Source organism: Fulvivirga sedimenti (assembly GCF_020328055.1).
Genome location: NZ_JAIXNE010000004.1, coordinates 229,308 through 247,121, shown reverse-complemented (window position 1 = coordinate 247,121; position 17,814 = coordinate 229,308). Strand labels below are relative to the sequence as shown.

Below are 17,814 nucleotides of genomic sequence, written 5' to 3'. Positions count from 1 at the left end.
CTCCTAATCCTCGATAATATAGCCCAATCCACGGACGGTTTTAATAAAGTCCCCGGAAACATCCAGTCCGAGTTTCTTTCTCAACGAGTTGATGTAGACATCGATCACACCCGTGTCGTATTCAAAATGAATGTCCCAAACGTCTCTGATGATATCCTTGCGCGAACATAATTTGTTTTTATTCTTCAAAAGGTATTCCAGCAGGGCGAATTCCTTCTGCGTGAGACTCACGGGCTTTCCATCATGATCTACTGAATGCTTTACCGTATCCAGGGTAAGGCTACCATGTTTGTATGCTTCCCCAGTTCGCTGGATGGGTCGCAATTGAACGCGTATTCGTTCCAGTAGTTCTTCAAAATGGAACGGCTTCTTGATATAATCATTTGCCCCTGATTTTAGTCCTGCAACGGTATCCTCCAGGGTATCCCGCGCAGTTACAAATATGATCGGGACGTTCTTGTCACGTTTTCGTATTTCTTTGCACAGATCCAGACCGGATAGTTTTGGAAGCATCCAATCGATGAGCATTATGTCATAGTTGGCAGACCGGCTCATTTTCAATCCGTCCTCACCGTCCCCTGCAAGATCCACGCTAAAATCCTCTTCCTCAAGTCCCTCCTTAAGAAATGACGCTATACCCGGTTCATCTTCCACAATGAGAATTCTCATATTCCAAAATACGCATGAAATAACCCGATGTCCAATCAGGACACCTTAATATTCCCTTAAAAGATCAAACCAAATCACTGATTCACATAATAATTTCCCGTTACCAGTTTCCGGGGTTGTTGCTTAAATCGAATGGGTATTGACTGGTCATCGTCGTGCACAGCGAAGTGAAGGTGTGGCATGGTTGAAAACCCGGAATTGCCACTTAATCCTATAGGGTCGCCTTCCTCAACCTTTTCTCCAATTTTCACCAATACGCCATTTTTCACCAAATGCACATAGAAGCCGATGGTTCCGTCATCGTGCATGATGAGGATTCTGTTCGCCTTGTTGATCAGGTTGCGGTCGTTGCCCCCTTCTTCAAACTGGTCCTCGGTCCAGACCACCATCCCGCCCCGTGCAGCGCAGACAGTATCTCCGACAGGCATCGAGAAGTCCAGCGCATACCTGCTGGCTTCTGAGTCATGTGAGAAAGCACCATTAAATCCCTGGATGAGTTTATAACGGCTTCCTTCCTTGAAAGGAAGCGTGTACCTATACCGTTTGATTTTTAACTGTTCTCCACTTCCGATCCGCACGGTGAAATTAAAAGAATCAAGAATGGCCGTAGTATCCGGCTGATTTTTCAGAGGCAACTCAAGCACAGTCTCAGGCACATTTCCGGAAGGTAATAAATATGTCTTAATATTTGTTGAATCTTTGATTATCAGTCTGATATCAACAGGTAATTCATTTTTAGCTTTAAGTATAAATTTCTCCTCTGAAATACTCTTTTCAAAAGTGACCTGCGAGAATGAGATATTACAGAGCGAAACTAATAACAGGAAAAGGATAATGCACTTATCCGACATTGGCAACTTCGGATACGGTTAATTTTCCGGTTGCTATTTTTTGAAAATAGCCTTGCAGGCGAGTCGTATTTGACTGAACCTGGCATTTAAAATATCCACCCCTTGGGCTGAGTTGAACCGCTTTCAGTTCCGTCTTCCCGAGGCGTTCTGCCCAGAATGGGGCGAGAGCAGCATGGGACGACCCGGTGGCATGATCCTCCAGTTGTTGAACATGGGGCACAAGTGTTCTGCTTACAAAATCCGCTACATTACCGGGGGCGGTTACAGCGTACCCAAAGACTTTGATTTGCCGCAGGGCGGCGAAGTCGGGCTCCATATTAAAAACGTCCTCTTCAGTTTCCAGAAGAACGATATCTTTGTTTGGAGTCGGGAAATACCCGACGATTTGTTTGCCAAGTGCTTCCTGAAGTCCGTCAGGGGCGTCAGTTTGTCCGCTCACCAGGATCGAATCGAGTTCCATGACTGCTTGCGATTCAGCAGTGATCTGACCGTATAATTTTTGTTCACCCGCAATCAAACGGACAGTTGTGCTGGTGTCATTTGCGAGATGAGCTATGGCAGCGAGCGTTCCATGCCCACACAATCCGATCTCTGCATCAGGTGCAAACCATCGAACCAGGTAATGAACATCGTCACCTGCAGGAGCAATGAAGGTTGTTGCAGGTTGATTCAGGTCGGCGGCAAGCCGTTGCATATAATCACCTGAAGGCATAATTTCCTGGTAAACCACTGCCGCCGTATTTCCGAGTAATCCCGCTTTGGGCTGATTAAATACCGTGTAAATTGAGAATTCTTCCATACCATTAAATTACTGGTAACTCAATTTCTCACCAAGGGTTTGGAAAAATAAAACGCCCCTTCATTCAAAGGGGCGTTTCCTAAACAAAAACCAATCGGTTTATCAGGTACCTTCATCACTGAAGGTGACAGCTTTGGTATTATCAGTCGGGTTACGGTCTATTAGTTTATTAATCGGGTCTATTCCCGCTTTTACCGGATCCTCATTCACTGTTATAGTAATCGTTTGTTCATTACTCTCAAACTTGTGTTTTTTGAGGTACGTAAGTTGTTCCTTGCCGTCCTTGAAGGTATATACCCCAATGTCGATCCAGTCCCGGATAGGAACCTCGGTTTCCGTACCAAGCGTATCGGCCTCGAGTTTTTTTGCACTCAAATCCAGTGTTACTTCCCATTCCTGATCTCCCTTCTTAACGACGGAAGCCTCATTAACCTTGTTCTCGAAAAGAACTATTTTTTCGAAGAGATCCGTAACAAGAAATTGCAGACTATCGGGAGTAACATCTCTGAGGTAGGGGATGAGGTCCTTGGTTGACGGATAACGGTCCTTGTCTCCATAGGCATGCCATTCTTCCACAAAACGCCGTAATGCCGTATTAACACTGTCTTCGCCAATATAATCCTGTAATGCGAACATGTTTACCGCACCCTTTCCGTAATGGATATAGTTTTGTGATTCCACCTTTGTAAGGGTCATTTCACGCTTTTGTTCGCCAGACCGTCCTGAAAGATACCTGTTCATCTCTTCCTTCAGGAACTCCTTCATATTTTCCATGGAGTATTCATTCTTCATTACCATAAGAGCCGAATACTGTGAGAGAGACTCAGAAAGCATGGCGGCTCCCTGCACATTCGCAGGTACGATCTGATGTCCCCACCACTGGTGAGCGAGTTCATGAGCCGTTACAAAATAGGCGACATCCACATCATCATCATCTTCTATCTCCAGCATAAAACCAATGCCTTCGGAAAAAGGAACAGTATTGGCAAATGACTGCGCAAAACTTGAATACCTGGGAAATTCCATAATTCGCATCTGACGATATTGATACGGCGAGAAATTTTCGGAGAAATAGGCGAACGATTGCTTCATGGCTTTCATCATACGGTCCAGGTTATATTCATGGCCCTTATGATAATATATTTCAAGAGCGATCTCCTTCTCACCACTGTCAAGCGGAATCGTCATTTTATCCCGCATCACTTCGTACCGTGCTGAAACTACATTGTAGAAATTGGCCATGGGTACATCCATTTTGTAGTGGAAGTATCGCCGGTCACCTTCTTCCCATTCTTTTTGCAGGTAACCCGGAGCAATGGCAATCTGGTCCGGGCTTGTGCTTACCACCATTTCGAACATAATGCCATCGGCGTCATCTCCGAAAAAGCTGTTTGCCAGCCCTCTTGGATCATCCCGGTCAAGATTCCTGTCCTTTGGTTTCAGATCATAATCCTTACGGTCGCTGTCGGAGAATAGTTCGAATCCTTCGTTATATCCGAGCGATGGGAATTGAGACGAATTGAAGAAAGTTCCGTTGAATACGACGGTGTTATTCGGACTGCCCTCAACGAATCCTCGTGTGATGAAAGAGGTCTTAAAATGCATTTCCATTTCTTCACCTGGTTCGAGTGCCTGATTCAATGAGTAAATCCGATACCCGAATTTGCTGAAGTTCTCAGATAATACTGCCGGTCTGTCGAAATAGATGGTATCGGTATGAATCTGGAAATCTGTACTCAGCTGAACATGAATGTCCCGAATAGGTTCATTACTTTTATTTTTCAATATATAGCTACCTGTTGCCTCATAATCACGATTATACGGGTAGATATCTACATCCATGGTAACATCGGTGATCTTGGGCTGAATCAGGTATTCATACTGTTTCAGCTCTTTTTCATAATCTGTCTGCAATTCCTCCTGGTCATCTGAGTTTTGATATTTATTCAGCATGTTGGTGTTATAAAATATATAACATCCGGAGAGCAGGAATACGATAACGGAGGTCATAATAAAAATAGATAGTGACCTTGATAGTCTGAGTTTTCCTATTCGGAATCGGATCTTCAGCAGTGCCTCAGACCCCCTGACAGCAAACAAAGTAGCGACTGCAAACAGAAGGGTTGCCAGGCCGAACCAGTAAACATTGAACCAGCTGAATCCGGGTACATAATGACCGAAACCGTTCATATCGGAGTAAGGACCCAGATCGGAACTGCCAAACCTGAATAACCGGTGTTCAACACCCAAATTCGTTAATACGAGGGTCGAAATAAAGAAAACGATCATCATCGCGTAACCGAGGAATTTATTGTTGACCATTACCTGGATGAAGAATGCCAGCATGGTAAACAGAATCAGGAAGAACAGTGTGTCACTAAATAGTGTCGAGAAATATACACCCAGCTCAAAGTTATAATATCCTCGTGCTGCCTGGATAATAATTGCCGTCACGATCAGTGCCAGCAGAAGTGTGACGTAGATCAGGACCATGCCAAAGAATTTTGCCAGCAAATTGGTCATATCCCGCACAGGCATGGCATCATAGATCAGGTTGATCTTTACTTCCCGTTCTTTCCATATGAGTTCACCGCTGTAAACGACCAGGATGATCATCATGAACAGTTGGAAACCGCTGATAAGCTCCAGCATCAGGTACGTTGTGGGGTAGGTATACGTACCAAATGTGCGACCCATGTAAAACGAATTCACAATCAGAATGAACATCCCGAAAAAGACGATGGCCTGAAAGGGAATACTTTTTAATACCTGGTTAAAATAGAACCAGGTCTGACTTGTGAGTTGTTTCAAAGTCGTTTTGAAGCCAAAAAGCTGTGTTGCTGCCGGAATCGGTATGGTGGCTGCCACCGCGTCTTTAACCGCCCTTTGAATTTTTCGGCCTTTTCGTGAGCGTACCACGTTAAAATTGAAAGCAAAGTATCCGCCGATCAGTGCCAGCACTCCAATGGTGGTCCAAAGAATCCGGTTTAACAGGAAATCCCCGGCGATTGGAATGGTAAGACTGTTCTTTTCATCCACTGTCCAGTATTGTGTTTCCACGTTTATGGTGCTGATCCCAAACGGATCAAGTATTGATGCGAGGCTCCGGTTATCTATCTCTTCGAAAAGAATGGCTGTAATCTGATATACAATGAATAAAATAATCCACTGGAGGTATACATACACCATTTTTCGCGAAAGCGCCCCGCTGACAAAAAAGATGGCTCCCGAGAAAAACAGACTCGGAATAACTATCCAGACGAAAGGATGGAGGTAATTCCAGAGACTGAAGGGAAGAAGTTTGTCAACATCTCTCCACCACATGAATTCACCGAGGATGAATCCAAACAGGATACCGCTGAAAACAAAAAGAAGCGTGATGAATGACCCTACAAATCGTCCTGCCAGGTAATCAAATTTTGAAATCGGATTCACGAACATGATGGAGGCCATGTCGTGTTCATAATCACGAAGGACAGCAACCCCCATGATGGCAGACGGGATCATCATGAAAATGGCGGCCAAAATGGCCATCATGGTAGCGATGGTTGTAGGCGCGTTCTCCTTTACCAGTCCGGCTCCACCGCCAATCTGTACCACGTCGGTGGATATTGCCAGGAATGAGAGCAGGAACAGTATGGCAAAATAAATATAGGTTGCCGGCCGCTTGAAGCGGTATTTGAGTTCGAAAGCAAGAATCTTAAGCCACATAGTTCTCCTCGTTTACGGTTGAGTTCTCCGACAGGATGGTTGTGAAGTAAACATCCTCAAGATGTGATTCCACCGCCTCGAAGGAGGGGTCCGGCTGAAGATCGCTCATTACACGTATTTCCGGCTGTCCGGCAAACATTTTTTCAGAAATGACGTGATATTGTGAACGGTAGCCCTCAATCTCACCTTTTTCAATCCGTTTCCGCCAGATCTTTCCTTTAATTGCATCAATAGCTTCCGCGGGGTTTCCTTTTAACAGTACCTGACCCTGGTGTATAATAGCCATATCGGTACATAGTTCACGTACGTCATCTACGATATGGGTTGACAGGATCACTACTGTATTTTCCCCCAATTCAGCCAGGAGATTATGGAAACGGTTTCGTTCCGCCGGATCAAGTCCCGCGGTAGGTTCATCCACGATGATCAGTTTTGGGTCTGCAAGCAACGCCTGTGCGATACCAAATCGTTGCTTCATTCCACCAGAAAAACCTCCCAGGTTCTTTTTTCTGTGTTGATAGAGATTGGTTTTCTTTAATAAAGCTTCCACAAGATCTGCACGTTCTCCCTTGTTTGAGATGCCTTTAAGAATTGCGAGGTGATCCAGTAAAACCTCGGCTGATATCTTAGGGTATACACCAAATTCCTGCGGCAGATATCCGAGTACCTTACGGACTTCATCTTTTTGCCGTAGCACGTCAATATCGCCGAGGGTAATTTCGCCGGAATCCGGTTCCTGGAGAGTGGCAATGGTTCGCATGAGACTTGATTTTCCGGCACCATTGGGGCCGAGTAATCCAAACATACCTTGAGGGATTGTCAGGGTTACATCCTTAAGTGCCTGGATGCCATTAGAATATGTTTTAGAAAGATTTGAAATGGTTAGCTGCATGGGTTCATATTTTCAGTTCTTCCGAACATACACCCAGAAACTTCATTTTCCATCGAAACTTTAGTGAACAGCCAATTTTAACCTGTGAACGGTGAGGTATGCTGACGATTCGTTGTTCCCGAAATAAATATTAACTTCAGGTCAGTGAAATCCTGTATACTATTTAGTGTAATCATAGTATTACTCTCCTTGAGTCGTTCATTAACAGCACAGGATAAAGTATTCTCTGATATTGATACGACGTATATACAAACATTTCCGGACCAGGTAACGGCCAGATTCTATTTTTCAAGGAAATACACGGGTTTCAATATTAGCTATCCATTATTGGTAGATCAAACGTTCAAATATCTTCCAAATACAACGCGTAATCTTGGTATTGGTGCCACCTATAAATGGGCTACGTTAAACCTGGCGTATGGATTCGATTTCATGAACCCCGATCAGGGCAAGGGTAAAACAAGGTATCTCGACCTGCAGGCACATCAATACCTGGGAAAAATGAATATCGATTTGTTCGGTCAGTTTTACCGGGGTTATTACCTGAAAGACTACACGACCGCATCCGGAGAAAAATATCTGAGGGAAGATTTACAGGTTCGTGAATTTGGCGCGGTTTATCAATACATTTTTAATCACCGGAAATTCTCTTTTCGGGCTGCGATGATGAATTCCGAATATCAGAAGCGATCTGCAGGTACCTGGATTCTGGGTGGAGACTTCTTTTTTGGAAAAGTAAAGGCAGACAGCAGTCTTATTCCTGGTTCATTTGAAGTAGAACAGTTAATTGAATATGATGAACTGGATTTTTTTAAAATTGGTCCGAACGGTGGTTACGCCCATCAATTTGTGTTGAAAGAACACTTTTTTTTCCTGATTTCAGCCACAGCGCACCTGGGTATTGGATACTATAAGCTGGGTGCAGAAAATGACGAATTCCGTGAAAGCTATGCTTGTATTGATCTGGGCTTAAAAACCGCTATCGGCTACAATTCCAACAGGTTTACGGTAAGTGCATTTTTCGTAACCCAACGCGTACAGGTTAGTAATAATTACCGAAACCTTCTGAATACAGGTAATCTGAGATTTATTGTAGCCTATCGCTTTCATAAAAATCAATGGTTCAAAAAGAATTCGCCGAACTGATTATCAATTACCAATCAATTCAATGAAAATTCCATCCGGATCCTGGATGAGCACAAAGCGGCGACCGTCGGGCAGCGAAGTGGGCGATTCGCCAAGTAATTCAATGCCAGCTGCTTCAAGTCTGTTCAGCAGTGTGTCGAGGTTGTTCACGAAAAGCGTAATGTATCGCATGCCCAGGTGATCCTGAATGTGATTATTCTTTGCCTGTCGTGCAGGATTTTTAAAACTCATTACTTTCCATTGACTGGCTGATGGATTATCCGAGGTTCCTAAAACCACCACATCGAAAGGCTCACCATTGCTTAGTCCGGAACGTTTGCCGAAATCCTCATCGATCGAGAATTCACCCGTTTTCACCATCCCCAAAACATTCGTATAGAAGTTCACCGATTTTTCAAGGTCACTGACGACCACTCCGACCTGTATGTCGCTCCGAACAAAATCAGGCTTCAGGTCGCGGCCCGGATAGGAGTCATAAATTTGTACCCGCTCCCAAAGGTGGCTGGCTTCCTCGATGAAGGTCAGGTGCACATCTTCCTTCTGGTAGAGATCCTGCAGCTCGGCGCTTTCGAAAGTTGCGACAAGGTTGAAGGTATAGGAATTATCAACCACCTCCCGCGGGGTACCTGCAGGTGGGGCAATGTGATAGGAAGTTATGTATTTACTGCTTTGTATGAATTTTTCAAGTGAAGCCAAAAACTCCTTCTTGTCGGATTCGCTGTCGGGGTTTTTCAGCCAGAAATAAACTGAGTGAACAAATTTTCCCGGAATAGGTGCAGGTTGTGAAAAGGCAGTCATACAGCAAACGCTAAGGATGAGAATGAGGCTGAATTTTAGCATAATGTAGTAGCTTGATCAAGGTTTAATCCCTAAAAATAGAAAAAACATCGACGATATATAACTATTTAATCTTGCCTTCAGAAATAAAGGACAAATGACTTGGGTTATTGGGCAGACATAAATATGTTATGATCCAATTAACATATTCTACGAATTCATAAATTCCACCTGATGATATTTAACCCAGGAAAGTATGTTCTGTTCTTTCTGTTGTTTTCGCTCTCAGTCTCAGGGTCAGGCCAAACGCTGAAGGACGGCAAACTCACCCTTAATGAAGACGGTACTCATTATGTGAAATTCACCTTGCTTGCACAGGTTTGGAACCGCTATCAGAAATTCAATCCGGGGACAACGGTATACGGGGAGCCGCAATCCGATGGATATGATATTGGAATACGGCGTTTCAGGATTCAGTTTTATGGGCAATTAAGCGATCGCGTATTTATTTACAGTCAGATTGGAGAGAATAACTTCAACTTTCTCAGTGACCGAAAGGCTGGTTTTTTTGTCCATGACGCCCTGGGAGAGTATGAGATAGTGGCTGATAAATTTACCATGGGAACAGGGTTGACTGCCTGGTCCGGACTTTCAAGGTTTTCCACCCCATCGATAACTTCCATTATGGGAATTGATGTACCGCTCTTCCTGCAGTCGACGAACGATATCACTGACCAGTTCCTGCGAAAGCTGTCAGTATATGCCAAAGGAAAATTAGGTCGTTTTGATTACAGGCTAACCATTGCCCATCCCATGGCGATTCAGAAATCAGGTTTTTATAATCCGGAGATTTCATCTGTATCAACTTTCTCTGCCAAACCTCCTAAAAAACAGTGGAACGGATACTTTCAATATCAATTCAGGGACTCTGAATCAAACAAAATGCCCTATATGACCGGAACCTATCTGGGCAAGAAGGATGTATTCAATATTGGGGCAGGGTTCATTTTTCAGCCCGATGCCATGTGGCATACCGTATCCCCGATGGATACCGTTACGACCGACTTGCTTAACGTGGCGGTCGACATTTATTATGACAGTCCCATTGGTAATGAAGGAAAGACATTAAGCTTCTATGGCGTCTTTACCCATTACGACTTCGGACCGAATTATACCCGGAACCTTGCCCTCATGAATCCGGCAAACGGGACCAGTGATAACACTCTTTTGAATGGGGGAGGAAATGGATATCCGGTGGGCGGAACTGGTAATATGCTGTATGGGCAGCTGGGGTATAAGCTTAAAGACAATGCATTGTGGAAAACTTCATTTATGCCATATATCGCCACTGAAATAGGGTTTTTCGAACGACTGAACGATACGATGGTCTTTTATGATGCCGGTATTAACTGGTTGCTCGATGCAAATACATCAAAGCTGACCATTGCCTATCAAAACAGGCCCTTGTTTCGCACCAACGGTGATCTGGATGGCAGGAGAGGAGCCGTTCTGTTACAATATCAGGTGTATTTTAATTAGTGAATTTTCCCGATCAGGATTATGATTCAGGAAATCCGGATCAGAGGAATATCCTCTGCCGGTGTCTGCAATTCACCGAAAGGCCACAAGTTCATTCCCTGCTTAGACATCACAGATTCAAACTCCTGCCGGAAGGCGCTGTCTACGGAGATTAGTAATCCTCCTGACGTTTGTGGGTCCGCAAGAATATCCAGCCAGTCGGTATTCTCTGCTAATATTTTATGTCCATAGCTACGCAGGTTGCGCTTAGTTCCGCCAGGAAAACATTTCCCGGCAATGTAGGGCTCCAGAAAACTAAATTTTGGGACCTTTTCGAAATCAATCATGGCACTTACGCCCGAACCTTCACACATCTCGACCAGGTGTCCGAGTAATCCAAATCCGGTAACATCGGTGAGGGCGTTTACATAGGACAATCCGGCCAGCATTTCCCCTGTTTTATTCAGTGTAAGCATGCTGTCACGAACCACTTTCAGGTCTTCATCGCGCACGATCCCCTTTTTTTGTGCAGTTGTAACGATGCCTACTCCAATAGGTTTGGTCAGGTATAGCAAGGAGCCGGGAAGTGCACCATCATTCTTTTTTATTTGCCCTGTTTTTATACGCCCTGTTACGGCCAATCCGAAGATCGGTTCGGGGGCATCAATACTGTGACCTCCGGCAAGGGGTATTCCGGCAGATTCACAAGCTGTCCTGCTCCCTTTTAATACAAGAGCGGCGATATCCGGAGAAAGTTTATCCACCGGCCATCCGAGAATCGCTATCGCCATGAGGGGAGTACCGCCCATCGCATATATATCTGAAATAGCATTTACAGAAGCGATACCACCAAAATCCTCCGGATCATCTACGATGGGCATGAAGAAATCAGTCGTGCTGATGATTGCTTCACCATTACCCAGGTCAAAAACGGCCGCATCGTCCTTCGTACTGTTCCCAACCAGGAGTCCAGGAAACGTTAAGGAGTTTGGATTATGCTGCAGGATTTGTTCAAGAAGGTCAGGGGCAATTTTACAGCCGCATCCCGCACCGTGACTAAATTGGGTTAGTTTTATTTTTTCCATTGTAGGATCGACGCATTTTGTTTATTGGGTATTTCCGAAAGGACGGATGCCGTCTCAGCAATTGAATCGTGCTGTAAGGTGAGAATATCAACTATATGCTGATTTCTTCGATTTTTAACATAGTCATATGACTTATCATAGTACGTAAGCAGAATTTCCGCAACTATAGCCAGTTCCCCTGATTTGAGTGCTTCCATGGCCCTTTTTTCATGTTGGCCGCCAAGTTTCTTTCCGATCTTCTGAATAGCTTCCCCAAGGGTGGCTCGATCAAATTCCCCATATTCATCTACGAGCCGGCGCACCCGCTCTTTTAGTGGAATATCCAGCATTACAACCGGCGCATGGGACATCTGTTTCCATAGGTCCTCAGGCAGGCCTACCTTCCCAATCGACGATGATTCATCCTCCAGCCATATGGGTTGATCATGATCCATGACATACATAGTCATGAATAATTCATTCTGAAATTGTTCAGTGGAAGGTTGCGGCGGGAGTCCGAGACTGCCAAAAGCAGATCCGCGGTGATTAGCAAGGCCCTCGAGGTCCACTACCTGATGCCCCTGTCGCATAAGTTCGAGAAGGATCTCGGTTTTGCCGCTGCCCGTTTTGCCACCGAGGATTATGATCGGAAGGGGTTGCGCGAAGTATTCAAGAAGGGCACGCCTGAATGCTTTATAACCATCTTGCAGAACCATGACTTCAAGGCCTGCGGTTTGAAGGAGCCATGCCATGCTTGCGGATCTCATTCCGCCACGCCAGCAATGAATCATCAGTTTATCACTTTTGAGCGCTTCCGCAGATTCAACAAAATGAACCATCTTTGGGCCAACCAGTTTGAGCCCTAATTTAATAGCGGCTTTTTGTCCTTCCTGTTTATAGCAAATGCCTACGCGCCGTCTTTCCAGATCTGTAAATAAGGGTATATTTATTGCTCCCGGGATATGGGCAAATGTATATTCCGATGGCGATCGCACGTCGATGAGCGGAATCTCTTGGATACTTTCCAGTACGTGTGTTACATCAATCTTCTTCATAGGAGCAGACTTCGCCTGACCAAAGATACAAGTAAATTGTGCAATCCCTGTTGCGATGAATTATCCGGGCTGATCAGAACGAAGTTGTTCCTTTAAGTTTTAGCGATGTGAATTTCGATCGACTTCGCTTACTTTCTTCGAAAGGAGAAAGTGCTATAATCAGATCGATTCGCGTCGAACTCATATCCTTCAAGGTTAAAACCCTTCAGATCTTCCGGATCGGTGAGTTTATTTTCCGCCATATATCGAACCATCAGTCCGCGTGCCTTCTTTGCGTAAACAGCAATGAATTTGTAGTCGCCCTGACTGAAATCCCTGAATTCAATATTGATGAGTCTGCCCTTTACTTTTTCAGCATCGACGGCTTTAAAATATTCCTGGGATGCAAGATTGATCAGCACAGGGTTATCCTGTTCTTTCAGGGCCTTATTCAGTTTACGGGTAATCTTGTTTCCCCAATATTCATAGAGATTTGAATAACCATTAACAGCTACTCTTGTGCCCATTTCAAGACGATAGGGCTGTATAACATCAAACGGACGGAGCAATCCATACAGGCCGGATAATATTCGAAGGTGCTCACCAACATAATTCCAGGCTTCTTCATCAAGTGATTCGATATCCAGTCCCCGATACACCTCACCTTTAAAAGCAAAAACGGCCTGTCGTGCATGTGCCGGGTGGCGCGTAAGGGAAAAGTTATCGAAACGTTCAACATTGAGCGTAGCCAGGTCTTCGCTGATGTCCATCATCGACTGCAGATCTCCTGCCGATTTCTGACGCATCTCTTTAACCAGCTTATTAGCCTCTGTTTTAAAGTCAGGTTTTGTCTGAACGAAATCGGTCTGATTTTCAAAGTCAAGTGTTTTAGCTGGTGAAATAATTGCAATCATAGAATAGGGTAATGAATTAAATTAGTTTTCAAGTTTAACAAGTGTTAGGCAAAATTGATCTAATTTTTGGCATATTTTCCTGCAATGCGTGAGAAAAGCATTTTGTCAAAGATCGCTTACGCATTTTCGCTTTTATAAACCACTATGCGAACTCCCGAATCAATAAAAGATAAGCCAGAATTGAAAGGATCTTTCAGGGCCCTGCGATTTATCCCCAGGTTTTTTATGGAAATCTGGCGAACAAATCGCTTTTTATTCCTGTCAAATCTGCTGTGCCGCCTGCTCAACGCCTTCGTGCCGATCGCACTATTATGGGTTGGGAAATTAATCATAGATGAAATTGTGCTCCAGGTTTCACTGGACGAAACAGATCTTTCTGCTTTATGGATGTATGTGGGTGCCGAATTAGTGCTCGCGCTGCTTTCCGACCTTTTAAGCAGAGCTATTGGTCTTACTGACGGCCTGCTCGGTGACCTGTATGCCAATGCATCATCGATCATTATTATTCGTAAGACCAAGGATATTACGATCAGTCAGCTCGAAGACCCTGATTTTTATGATAAGCTGGAAAGGGCAAGGCAACAGACGACCAGCCGCGTAAACCTGATGTCAGAATCTCTGACCCAGGTCGAAAACATCATTTCTATGATCTCGCTCATCGCCGGACTGATCTACTTTGAACCATGGCTACTTATTTTGCTCGTGTTAAGTATCATTCCATCATTTATCAATGAGATCAAATTCAGTTCCAGGCGTTATTCACTGGCCCGTTCATGGACTGCTGAACGTCGTGAGCTGGATTACCTGCGTTATATAGGAGCGAATGACCAGACGGCCAGGGAAGTTAAATTATTCGGAATTTCTGATTTCATAGCAGGGCGATTCCAAAAGGTTTCCGATGAATACTATCAACTCAATAAAGCACTAGCTATTCGTCAGACTTCATTTGGTGCCGTTTTTAATATGCTGGGTGTTCTTAGCTATTATGGAGCCTATGTTCTGATTATTTTACGGGTGATAGCGGGCGTTCTGACCCTGGGGGATCTCACGTTCCTGTCGGGCTCTTTTAACCGCTTACGGGGAAACCTGCAGGGATTTTTTCTTCGTTTTACACGTATCACCGAGCGGGCATTGTACTTACGGGATTACTTTGATTTTATTGATCTGGTCGTTGAGGATCCTTCCGATCAGTCGCTGCCGGTTCCCAAGGTTATCAGGGAGGGATTTAAGGTGAAGAACTTATCCTTTGCCTATCCCGGTTCAGCTCAGAACGTGCTGACCGATGTTAGTTTTACACTGCGGCCCGGTGAGAAAATGGCATTTGTCGGACAAAACGGGGCAGGTAAGACCACCCTCATCAAATTGTTTCTTCGGTTTTATGAACCAACATCAGGAGAGATCACCTTGGAGGGGGTTAACATCAGCCGCTACAACCGAGATCAATACCAGCAGCTCTTCGGCGTTATTTTTCAGGACTTCTTCAAATATGAATTTACGATGAGGGAAAATATTGCGGTCGGCAATATTGATGAACTTGAAAATATGGAGCGGATTGAGGTCGCGGCCGAAAGGAGTCTGGCAAGTGAGGTTATATCGGAGCTTGAACTTGGTCTGGATCAACAGCTGGGCAGGCGCTTTGCTCAGGGAAAGGAATTGTCTGGCGGACAATGGCAGAAGGTTGCTTTAGCGCGGGCATATATGAAGGACGCGAATGTGCTGATCCTTGACGAACCAACAGCGGCGCTGGACGCTAAAGCCGAGTACGAAGTTTTTCAGCGTTTCATAGGACTTACGCAGGACAAAACCAGTATCATCATTTCTCACAGGTTCAGCACGGTTCGAATGGCAGACAGGATACTGGTTCTTCGCGAGGGCCGGCTCGAAGAACTCGGCACCCACGAAGAACTCATGCAGAATAAAGGGCTTTATGCCGAATTATTCGAGCTTCAGGCGGCAGGATACAGATAGAAGTTATTCTGCCACCAGTTCGGCTGATTTTTCAACAGTTGTTGACAAAGGGATGCCAACATGAAGGATTCCCGATGGCTCTCCATTCACGTCTGTGATCATTGAATAAGATCCCTGGAAAGCAATTATCTTTCCCGTTGATGCAATCTTCTCAAATCGTCCGTGTAGTGGTTCTCCGGGACGCACATTTCGAATCAGTGCCTGGAAGGTATCAAGATCTTTTTCAGACGTGCTGATAAGTGAAGAATATTTCTGACCAAGAAGATCGTCCGGTGCAAAGCTGAGCATCCTGGCAAATGCCGTGTTGGTATTGATGATCTTACCGCTCATATCGAATTCAACGAATCCAAGATTACTTTCATTGAGCGCCTGAAAACGGCTTTCAAATTCCTTGGATTTACGCTGCATTTCTTCCTGTGTTGCGGATAATTCTTCCATGTTCTGTCGCATTTCTTCGTCCTGTGACCTTAACATTTCAGTCTGCTCCTGTGATTTCTCGAAAAGCATTTTTGTCTTGCTGTTTACCTTTGCAGAGGCAATTACTGAGGCAATACTTTCACATACCTTGATCAGGAAATCGATCTGGAACTGTTCAAAATCCTTGAATGTGGCTATTTCAATAACCCCTTCAATGATTTGGTCAGTTTTTATCGGGAGTACTGCCAGAAAGCGGGGAGAGGCTTCACCCAAACCGGAAGTGATATTGAGATAACCCTCGGGAATTTCCTTCAGGAGGGTTGGCTCACGCTCAAGGAAACATTGTCCAACCAATCCTTCTCCAATTTCTATTTTTTTGTTGAGGAACTTCTTGCGATTGTAGGCGTAGCATCCTTTTAGCTCAAGATATTCTCCGTCTTCATTCTCAGTGTGTATGAAAATAGCTCCCTGGTTCGCCTTCAGGTATTTGACCAGGTAACTTATTACCTGATATGAAAGTTCGTCCAGATCATTATCATGTGCACGGATAATTTCACTCAATTCGGCGATGCCCAGGTTTATAAATCGTTCTTCTTTTTCCCGCTCGCTGCTTTCCTTCAGGCTGTTGCGCATTTCCATCAGTGCCGCTCCTAACAAATCGCCTTCACGAAGTTCTATTTCAGTTTCCAGGTTTCCATTAGCAATCTCATTAGCAATTTCAATGTTCTTGGAAGTGATTGCATCGGAAGCGCGAAGCTTTAAGATATTTTCAGCATTTGAGATGGTATGTTGGGCAAGGTTATGCGCATAGATTGCCGCCAGTATAACACCAAAAGCATACAGCCCGGCATGGAACAGGAATGTTTGGAAATCCATGAACTCCAACTGGGTAAAATAGATTTGCTGATAAGCAATATTCTCATTGACTACTCCCAAATATTGTATGTATGCAAAGGCAGAGTGATGAACGACCACAAACAGCAATTGCGGCAGGAATGCCCATTTGTTCTGATATGTGATCATGGCTATGATGGCAATGAATGCAGTAAAATGCATTTCAAACAGCCCATGCATCTGATAAATGAATTGTGCCATGAATATTCCGAAGACAAGGCTGCCAACGTACTGAAGAATATAATTCTCCTTAAAAATTGCCTTCGTTCCGAAATAAAGTATCAAACAGAGTGATCCTACGCCGATACCTACGATCCAGGTGTCATAAAAGAATGACAGCAGGATGCCAAATGCAAAATATCCAAACAGGACTTTCTCAATAATACGGTTCGACTTGCCGTGAACCTCATTAAAAAATTGACGTATTTCCTTTTTCGTAGCCATTTTTAAAAAATTGATAAAAGGTTTGTACTGTTATTTGCTTCAGAGTTGGAGGGTAATTCGCAGCCATATGCGGTTAATGCCACTTCAGGGAAATAGGGAGGTTCTTCCCCATTGAGCATTGCATCCAGGGCAATTTCGGCAAACTTGGTATTGCGTGAAACGCAAAAGCGTGCCCGGTTGTAATTGCCTTTATAATAAATCTTATGGTCCTGTATTAAAACCGCCTGTGGTGTGCTGTAAATACCGAGGGCATCTGCGATGCTTCCATCCGGGTCATCGATTACTTCTATGCCCAGATCATATTTCTTTTTGAATTCTTCGATTTTCAGAGGATCCTGATCTTCGCTTTGCAATACCGCAATAAACTGAATGTCATCTGAATACCTGCGAACCATAGATTGGAATTCAGTGATGTTGAAACGAGAACACGGACAATCATAATTGTAAAAGTGAACGAATACTCCCTTTTTGCCGGGAAGCCGGGGCAGGATCGCTTCTACACTGTCGCCTGTTTCTACCTGTTTAAGGTTTTGCGGGATGGGTGTGGGAAGGGTATACTTATATTCCTGCTCCCAAAAAAGGAATCCAATACCGCCAAGTGCAGTAAGTGTGAGCGCAAGAAAAAGTAAAATTTTTTGCATATAAGTATACCAATTTAAAAGAGGCATAAATATAGGCCACACATACGTCCAATCGATTTAAATCAGACGTTCGAA

Annotated in this window: 14 protein-coding genes; 3 read left to right on the top strand and 11 right to left on the bottom strand. The window is 44.4% G+C overall.

Annotated elements, in window-relative coordinates:
* Positions 1 to 3: 3 nt before the first annotated feature.
* The 5 genes from LDX50_RS19120 to LDX50_RS19100 form a co-directional block, all read right to left on the bottom strand.
* On the bottom strand, positions 4 to 669 hold the full coding sequence (locus LDX50_RS19120; protein WP_225697807.1) for a response regulator transcription factor: 666 nt from the start codon (positions 667 to 669) through the stop codon (positions 4 to 6).
* Positions 670 to 743: 74 nt separating this feature from the next.
* The gene (locus LDX50_RS19115) at positions 744 to 1,520 is read right to left on the bottom strand and encodes a M23 family metallopeptidase (protein WP_225697806.1); all 777 of its coding nucleotides are present in this window, start codon (positions 1,518 to 1,520) and stop codon (positions 744 to 746) included.
* Positions 1,510 to 2,319, bottom strand: coding sequence for a PhzF family phenazine biosynthesis protein (locus LDX50_RS19110; RefSeq protein ID WP_225697805.1), 810 nt, complete (start codon positions 2,317 to 2,319; stop codon positions 1,510 to 1,512). Before LDX50_RS19110 ends, LDX50_RS19115 begins: the two co-directional genes overlap by 11 nt.
* Positions 2,320 to 2,421: 102 nt before the next feature.
* Positions 2,422 to 6,030, bottom strand: a complete 3,609-nt coding sequence (locus tag LDX50_RS19105) for an ABC transporter permease/M1 family aminopeptidase (protein WP_225697804.1) — start codon at positions 6,028 to 6,030, stop codon at positions 2,422 to 2,424.
* Positions 6,020 to 6,922: an ABC transporter ATP-binding protein gene (locus LDX50_RS19100; RefSeq protein WP_225697803.1), complete on the bottom strand. Its 903-nt coding sequence runs from the start codon at positions 6,920 to 6,922 to the stop codon at positions 6,020 to 6,022. Before LDX50_RS19100 ends, LDX50_RS19105 begins: the two co-directional genes overlap by 11 nt.
* A 189-nt stretch (positions 6,923 to 7,111) precedes the next feature.
* On the opposite strand from LDX50_RS19100, the gene LDX50_RS19095 reads away from it, so the two are divergent.
* Positions 7,112 to 8,068 (top strand): DUF4421 domain-containing protein, encoded by a 957-nt coding sequence (locus LDX50_RS19095; protein ID WP_225697802.1) that lies wholly within the window; start codon positions 7,112 to 7,114, stop codon positions 8,066 to 8,068.
* Between the two features lie 3 nt (positions 8,069 to 8,071).
* Here the strand turns inward: LDX50_RS19095 and LDX50_RS19090 are convergent, their stop codons facing one another.
* Entirely contained in the window at positions 8,072 to 8,908 is an 837-nt protein-coding gene (locus LDX50_RS19090; protein WP_225697801.1) for a VOC family protein, read from the bottom strand.
* 171 nt (positions 8,909 to 9,079) lie between these two features.
* Here LDX50_RS19090 and LDX50_RS19085 point away from each other — a divergent pair, with 171 nt between their 5' ends.
* A complete protein-coding gene (locus LDX50_RS19085; protein WP_225697800.1) occupies positions 9,080 to 10,384 on the top strand; it encodes a hypothetical protein in 1,305 nt (434 codons plus the stop codon).
* A 26-nt stretch (positions 10,385 to 10,410) separates the two neighbouring features.
* On the opposite strand, the gene selD is transcribed toward LDX50_RS19085, so the two are convergent.
* The 3 genes from selD to yaaA form a co-directional block, all read right to left on the bottom strand.
* Complete coding sequence (gene selD, locus LDX50_RS19080) at positions 10,411 to 11,448, bottom strand: selenide, water dikinase SelD (RefSeq protein WP_225697799.1); 1,038 nt, start codon at positions 11,446 to 11,448, stop codon at positions 10,411 to 10,413.
* Positions 11,436 to 12,482: a tRNA 2-selenouridine(34) synthase MnmH gene (gene mnmH / locus LDX50_RS19075; protein WP_225697798.1), complete on the bottom strand. Its 1,047-nt coding sequence runs from the start codon at positions 12,480 to 12,482 to the stop codon at positions 11,436 to 11,438. The genes selD and mnmH overlap by 13 nt, the downstream gene beginning before the upstream one ends.
* Before the next feature lie 128 nt (positions 12,483 to 12,610).
* Positions 12,611 to 13,375, bottom strand: a complete 765-nt coding sequence (gene yaaA, locus LDX50_RS19070) for a peroxide stress protein YaaA (protein WP_225697797.1) — start codon at positions 13,373 to 13,375, stop codon at positions 12,611 to 12,613.
* 144 nt (positions 13,376 to 13,519) lie between these two features.
* Here yaaA and LDX50_RS19065 point away from each other — a divergent pair, with 144 nt between their 5' ends.
* A complete protein-coding gene (locus LDX50_RS19065; protein ID WP_225697796.1) occupies positions 13,520 to 15,343 on the top strand; it encodes an ABC transporter ATP-binding protein in 1,824 nt (607 codons plus the stop codon).
* 3 nt (positions 15,344 to 15,346) lie between these two features.
* Here LDX50_RS19065 and LDX50_RS19060 read toward each other — a convergent pair whose 3' ends face one another.
* Together LDX50_RS19060 and LDX50_RS19055 are read right to left on the bottom strand one after the other, a co-directional pair.
* On the bottom strand, positions 15,347 to 17,098 hold the full coding sequence (locus tag LDX50_RS19060) for a PAS domain S-box protein (protein WP_225697795.1): 1,752 nt from the start codon (positions 17,096 to 17,098) through the stop codon (positions 15,347 to 15,349).
* 2 nt (positions 17,099 to 17,100) lie between these two features.
* Entirely contained in the window at positions 17,101 to 17,739 is a 639-nt protein-coding gene (locus tag LDX50_RS19055; protein WP_225697794.1) for a TlpA family protein disulfide reductase, read from the bottom strand.
* Between the last annotated feature and the right edge of the window lie 75 nt (positions 17,740 to 17,814).

Coding starts and splice junctions, on each gene's coding strand:
- LDX50_RS19060 (WP_225697795.1), bottom strand. CDS start 17,098: ATGGCTACGAAAAAGGAAATACGTCAATTTTTTAATGAGGTTCACGGC.
- mnmH (WP_225697798.1), bottom strand. CDS start 12,482: ATGAAGAAGATTGATGTAACACACGTACTGGAAAGTATCCAAGAGATT.
- LDX50_RS19090 (WP_225697801.1), bottom strand. CDS start 8,908: ATGCTAAAATTCAGCCTCATTCTCATCCTTAGCGTTTGCTGTATGACT.
- LDX50_RS19120 (WP_225697807.1), bottom strand. CDS start 669: ATGAGAATTCTCATTGTGGAAGATGAACCGGGTATAGCGTCATTTCTT.
- LDX50_RS19100 (WP_225697803.1), bottom strand. CDS start 6,922: ATGCAGCTAACCATTTCAAATCTTTCTAAAACATATTCTAATGGCATC.
- LDX50_RS19065 (WP_225697796.1), top strand. CDS start 13,520: ATGCGAACTCCCGAATCAATAAAAGATAAGCCAGAATTGAAAGGATCT.
- yaaA (WP_225697797.1), bottom strand. CDS start 13,375: ATGATTGCAATTATTTCACCAGCTAAAACACTTGACTTTGAAAATCAG.
- LDX50_RS19110 (WP_225697805.1), bottom strand. CDS start 2,319: ATGGAAGAATTCTCAATTTACACGGTATTTAATCAGCCCAAAGCGGGA.
- LDX50_RS19115 (WP_225697806.1), bottom strand. CDS start 1,520: ATGTCGGATAAGTGCATTATCCTTTTCCTGTTATTAGTTTCGCTCTGT.
- LDX50_RS19085 (WP_225697800.1), top strand. CDS start 9,080: ATGATATTTAACCCAGGAAAGTATGTTCTGTTCTTTCTGTTGTTTTCG.
- LDX50_RS19105 (WP_225697804.1), bottom strand. CDS start 6,030: ATGTGGCTTAAGATTCTTGCTTTCGAACTCAAATACCGCTTCAAGCGG.
- selD (WP_225697799.1), bottom strand. CDS start 11,448: ATGGAAAAAATAAAACTAACCCAATTTAGTCACGGTGCGGGATGCGGC.
- LDX50_RS19055 (WP_225697794.1), bottom strand. CDS start 17,739: ATGCAAAAAATTTTACTTTTTCTTGCGCTCACACTTACTGCACTTGGC.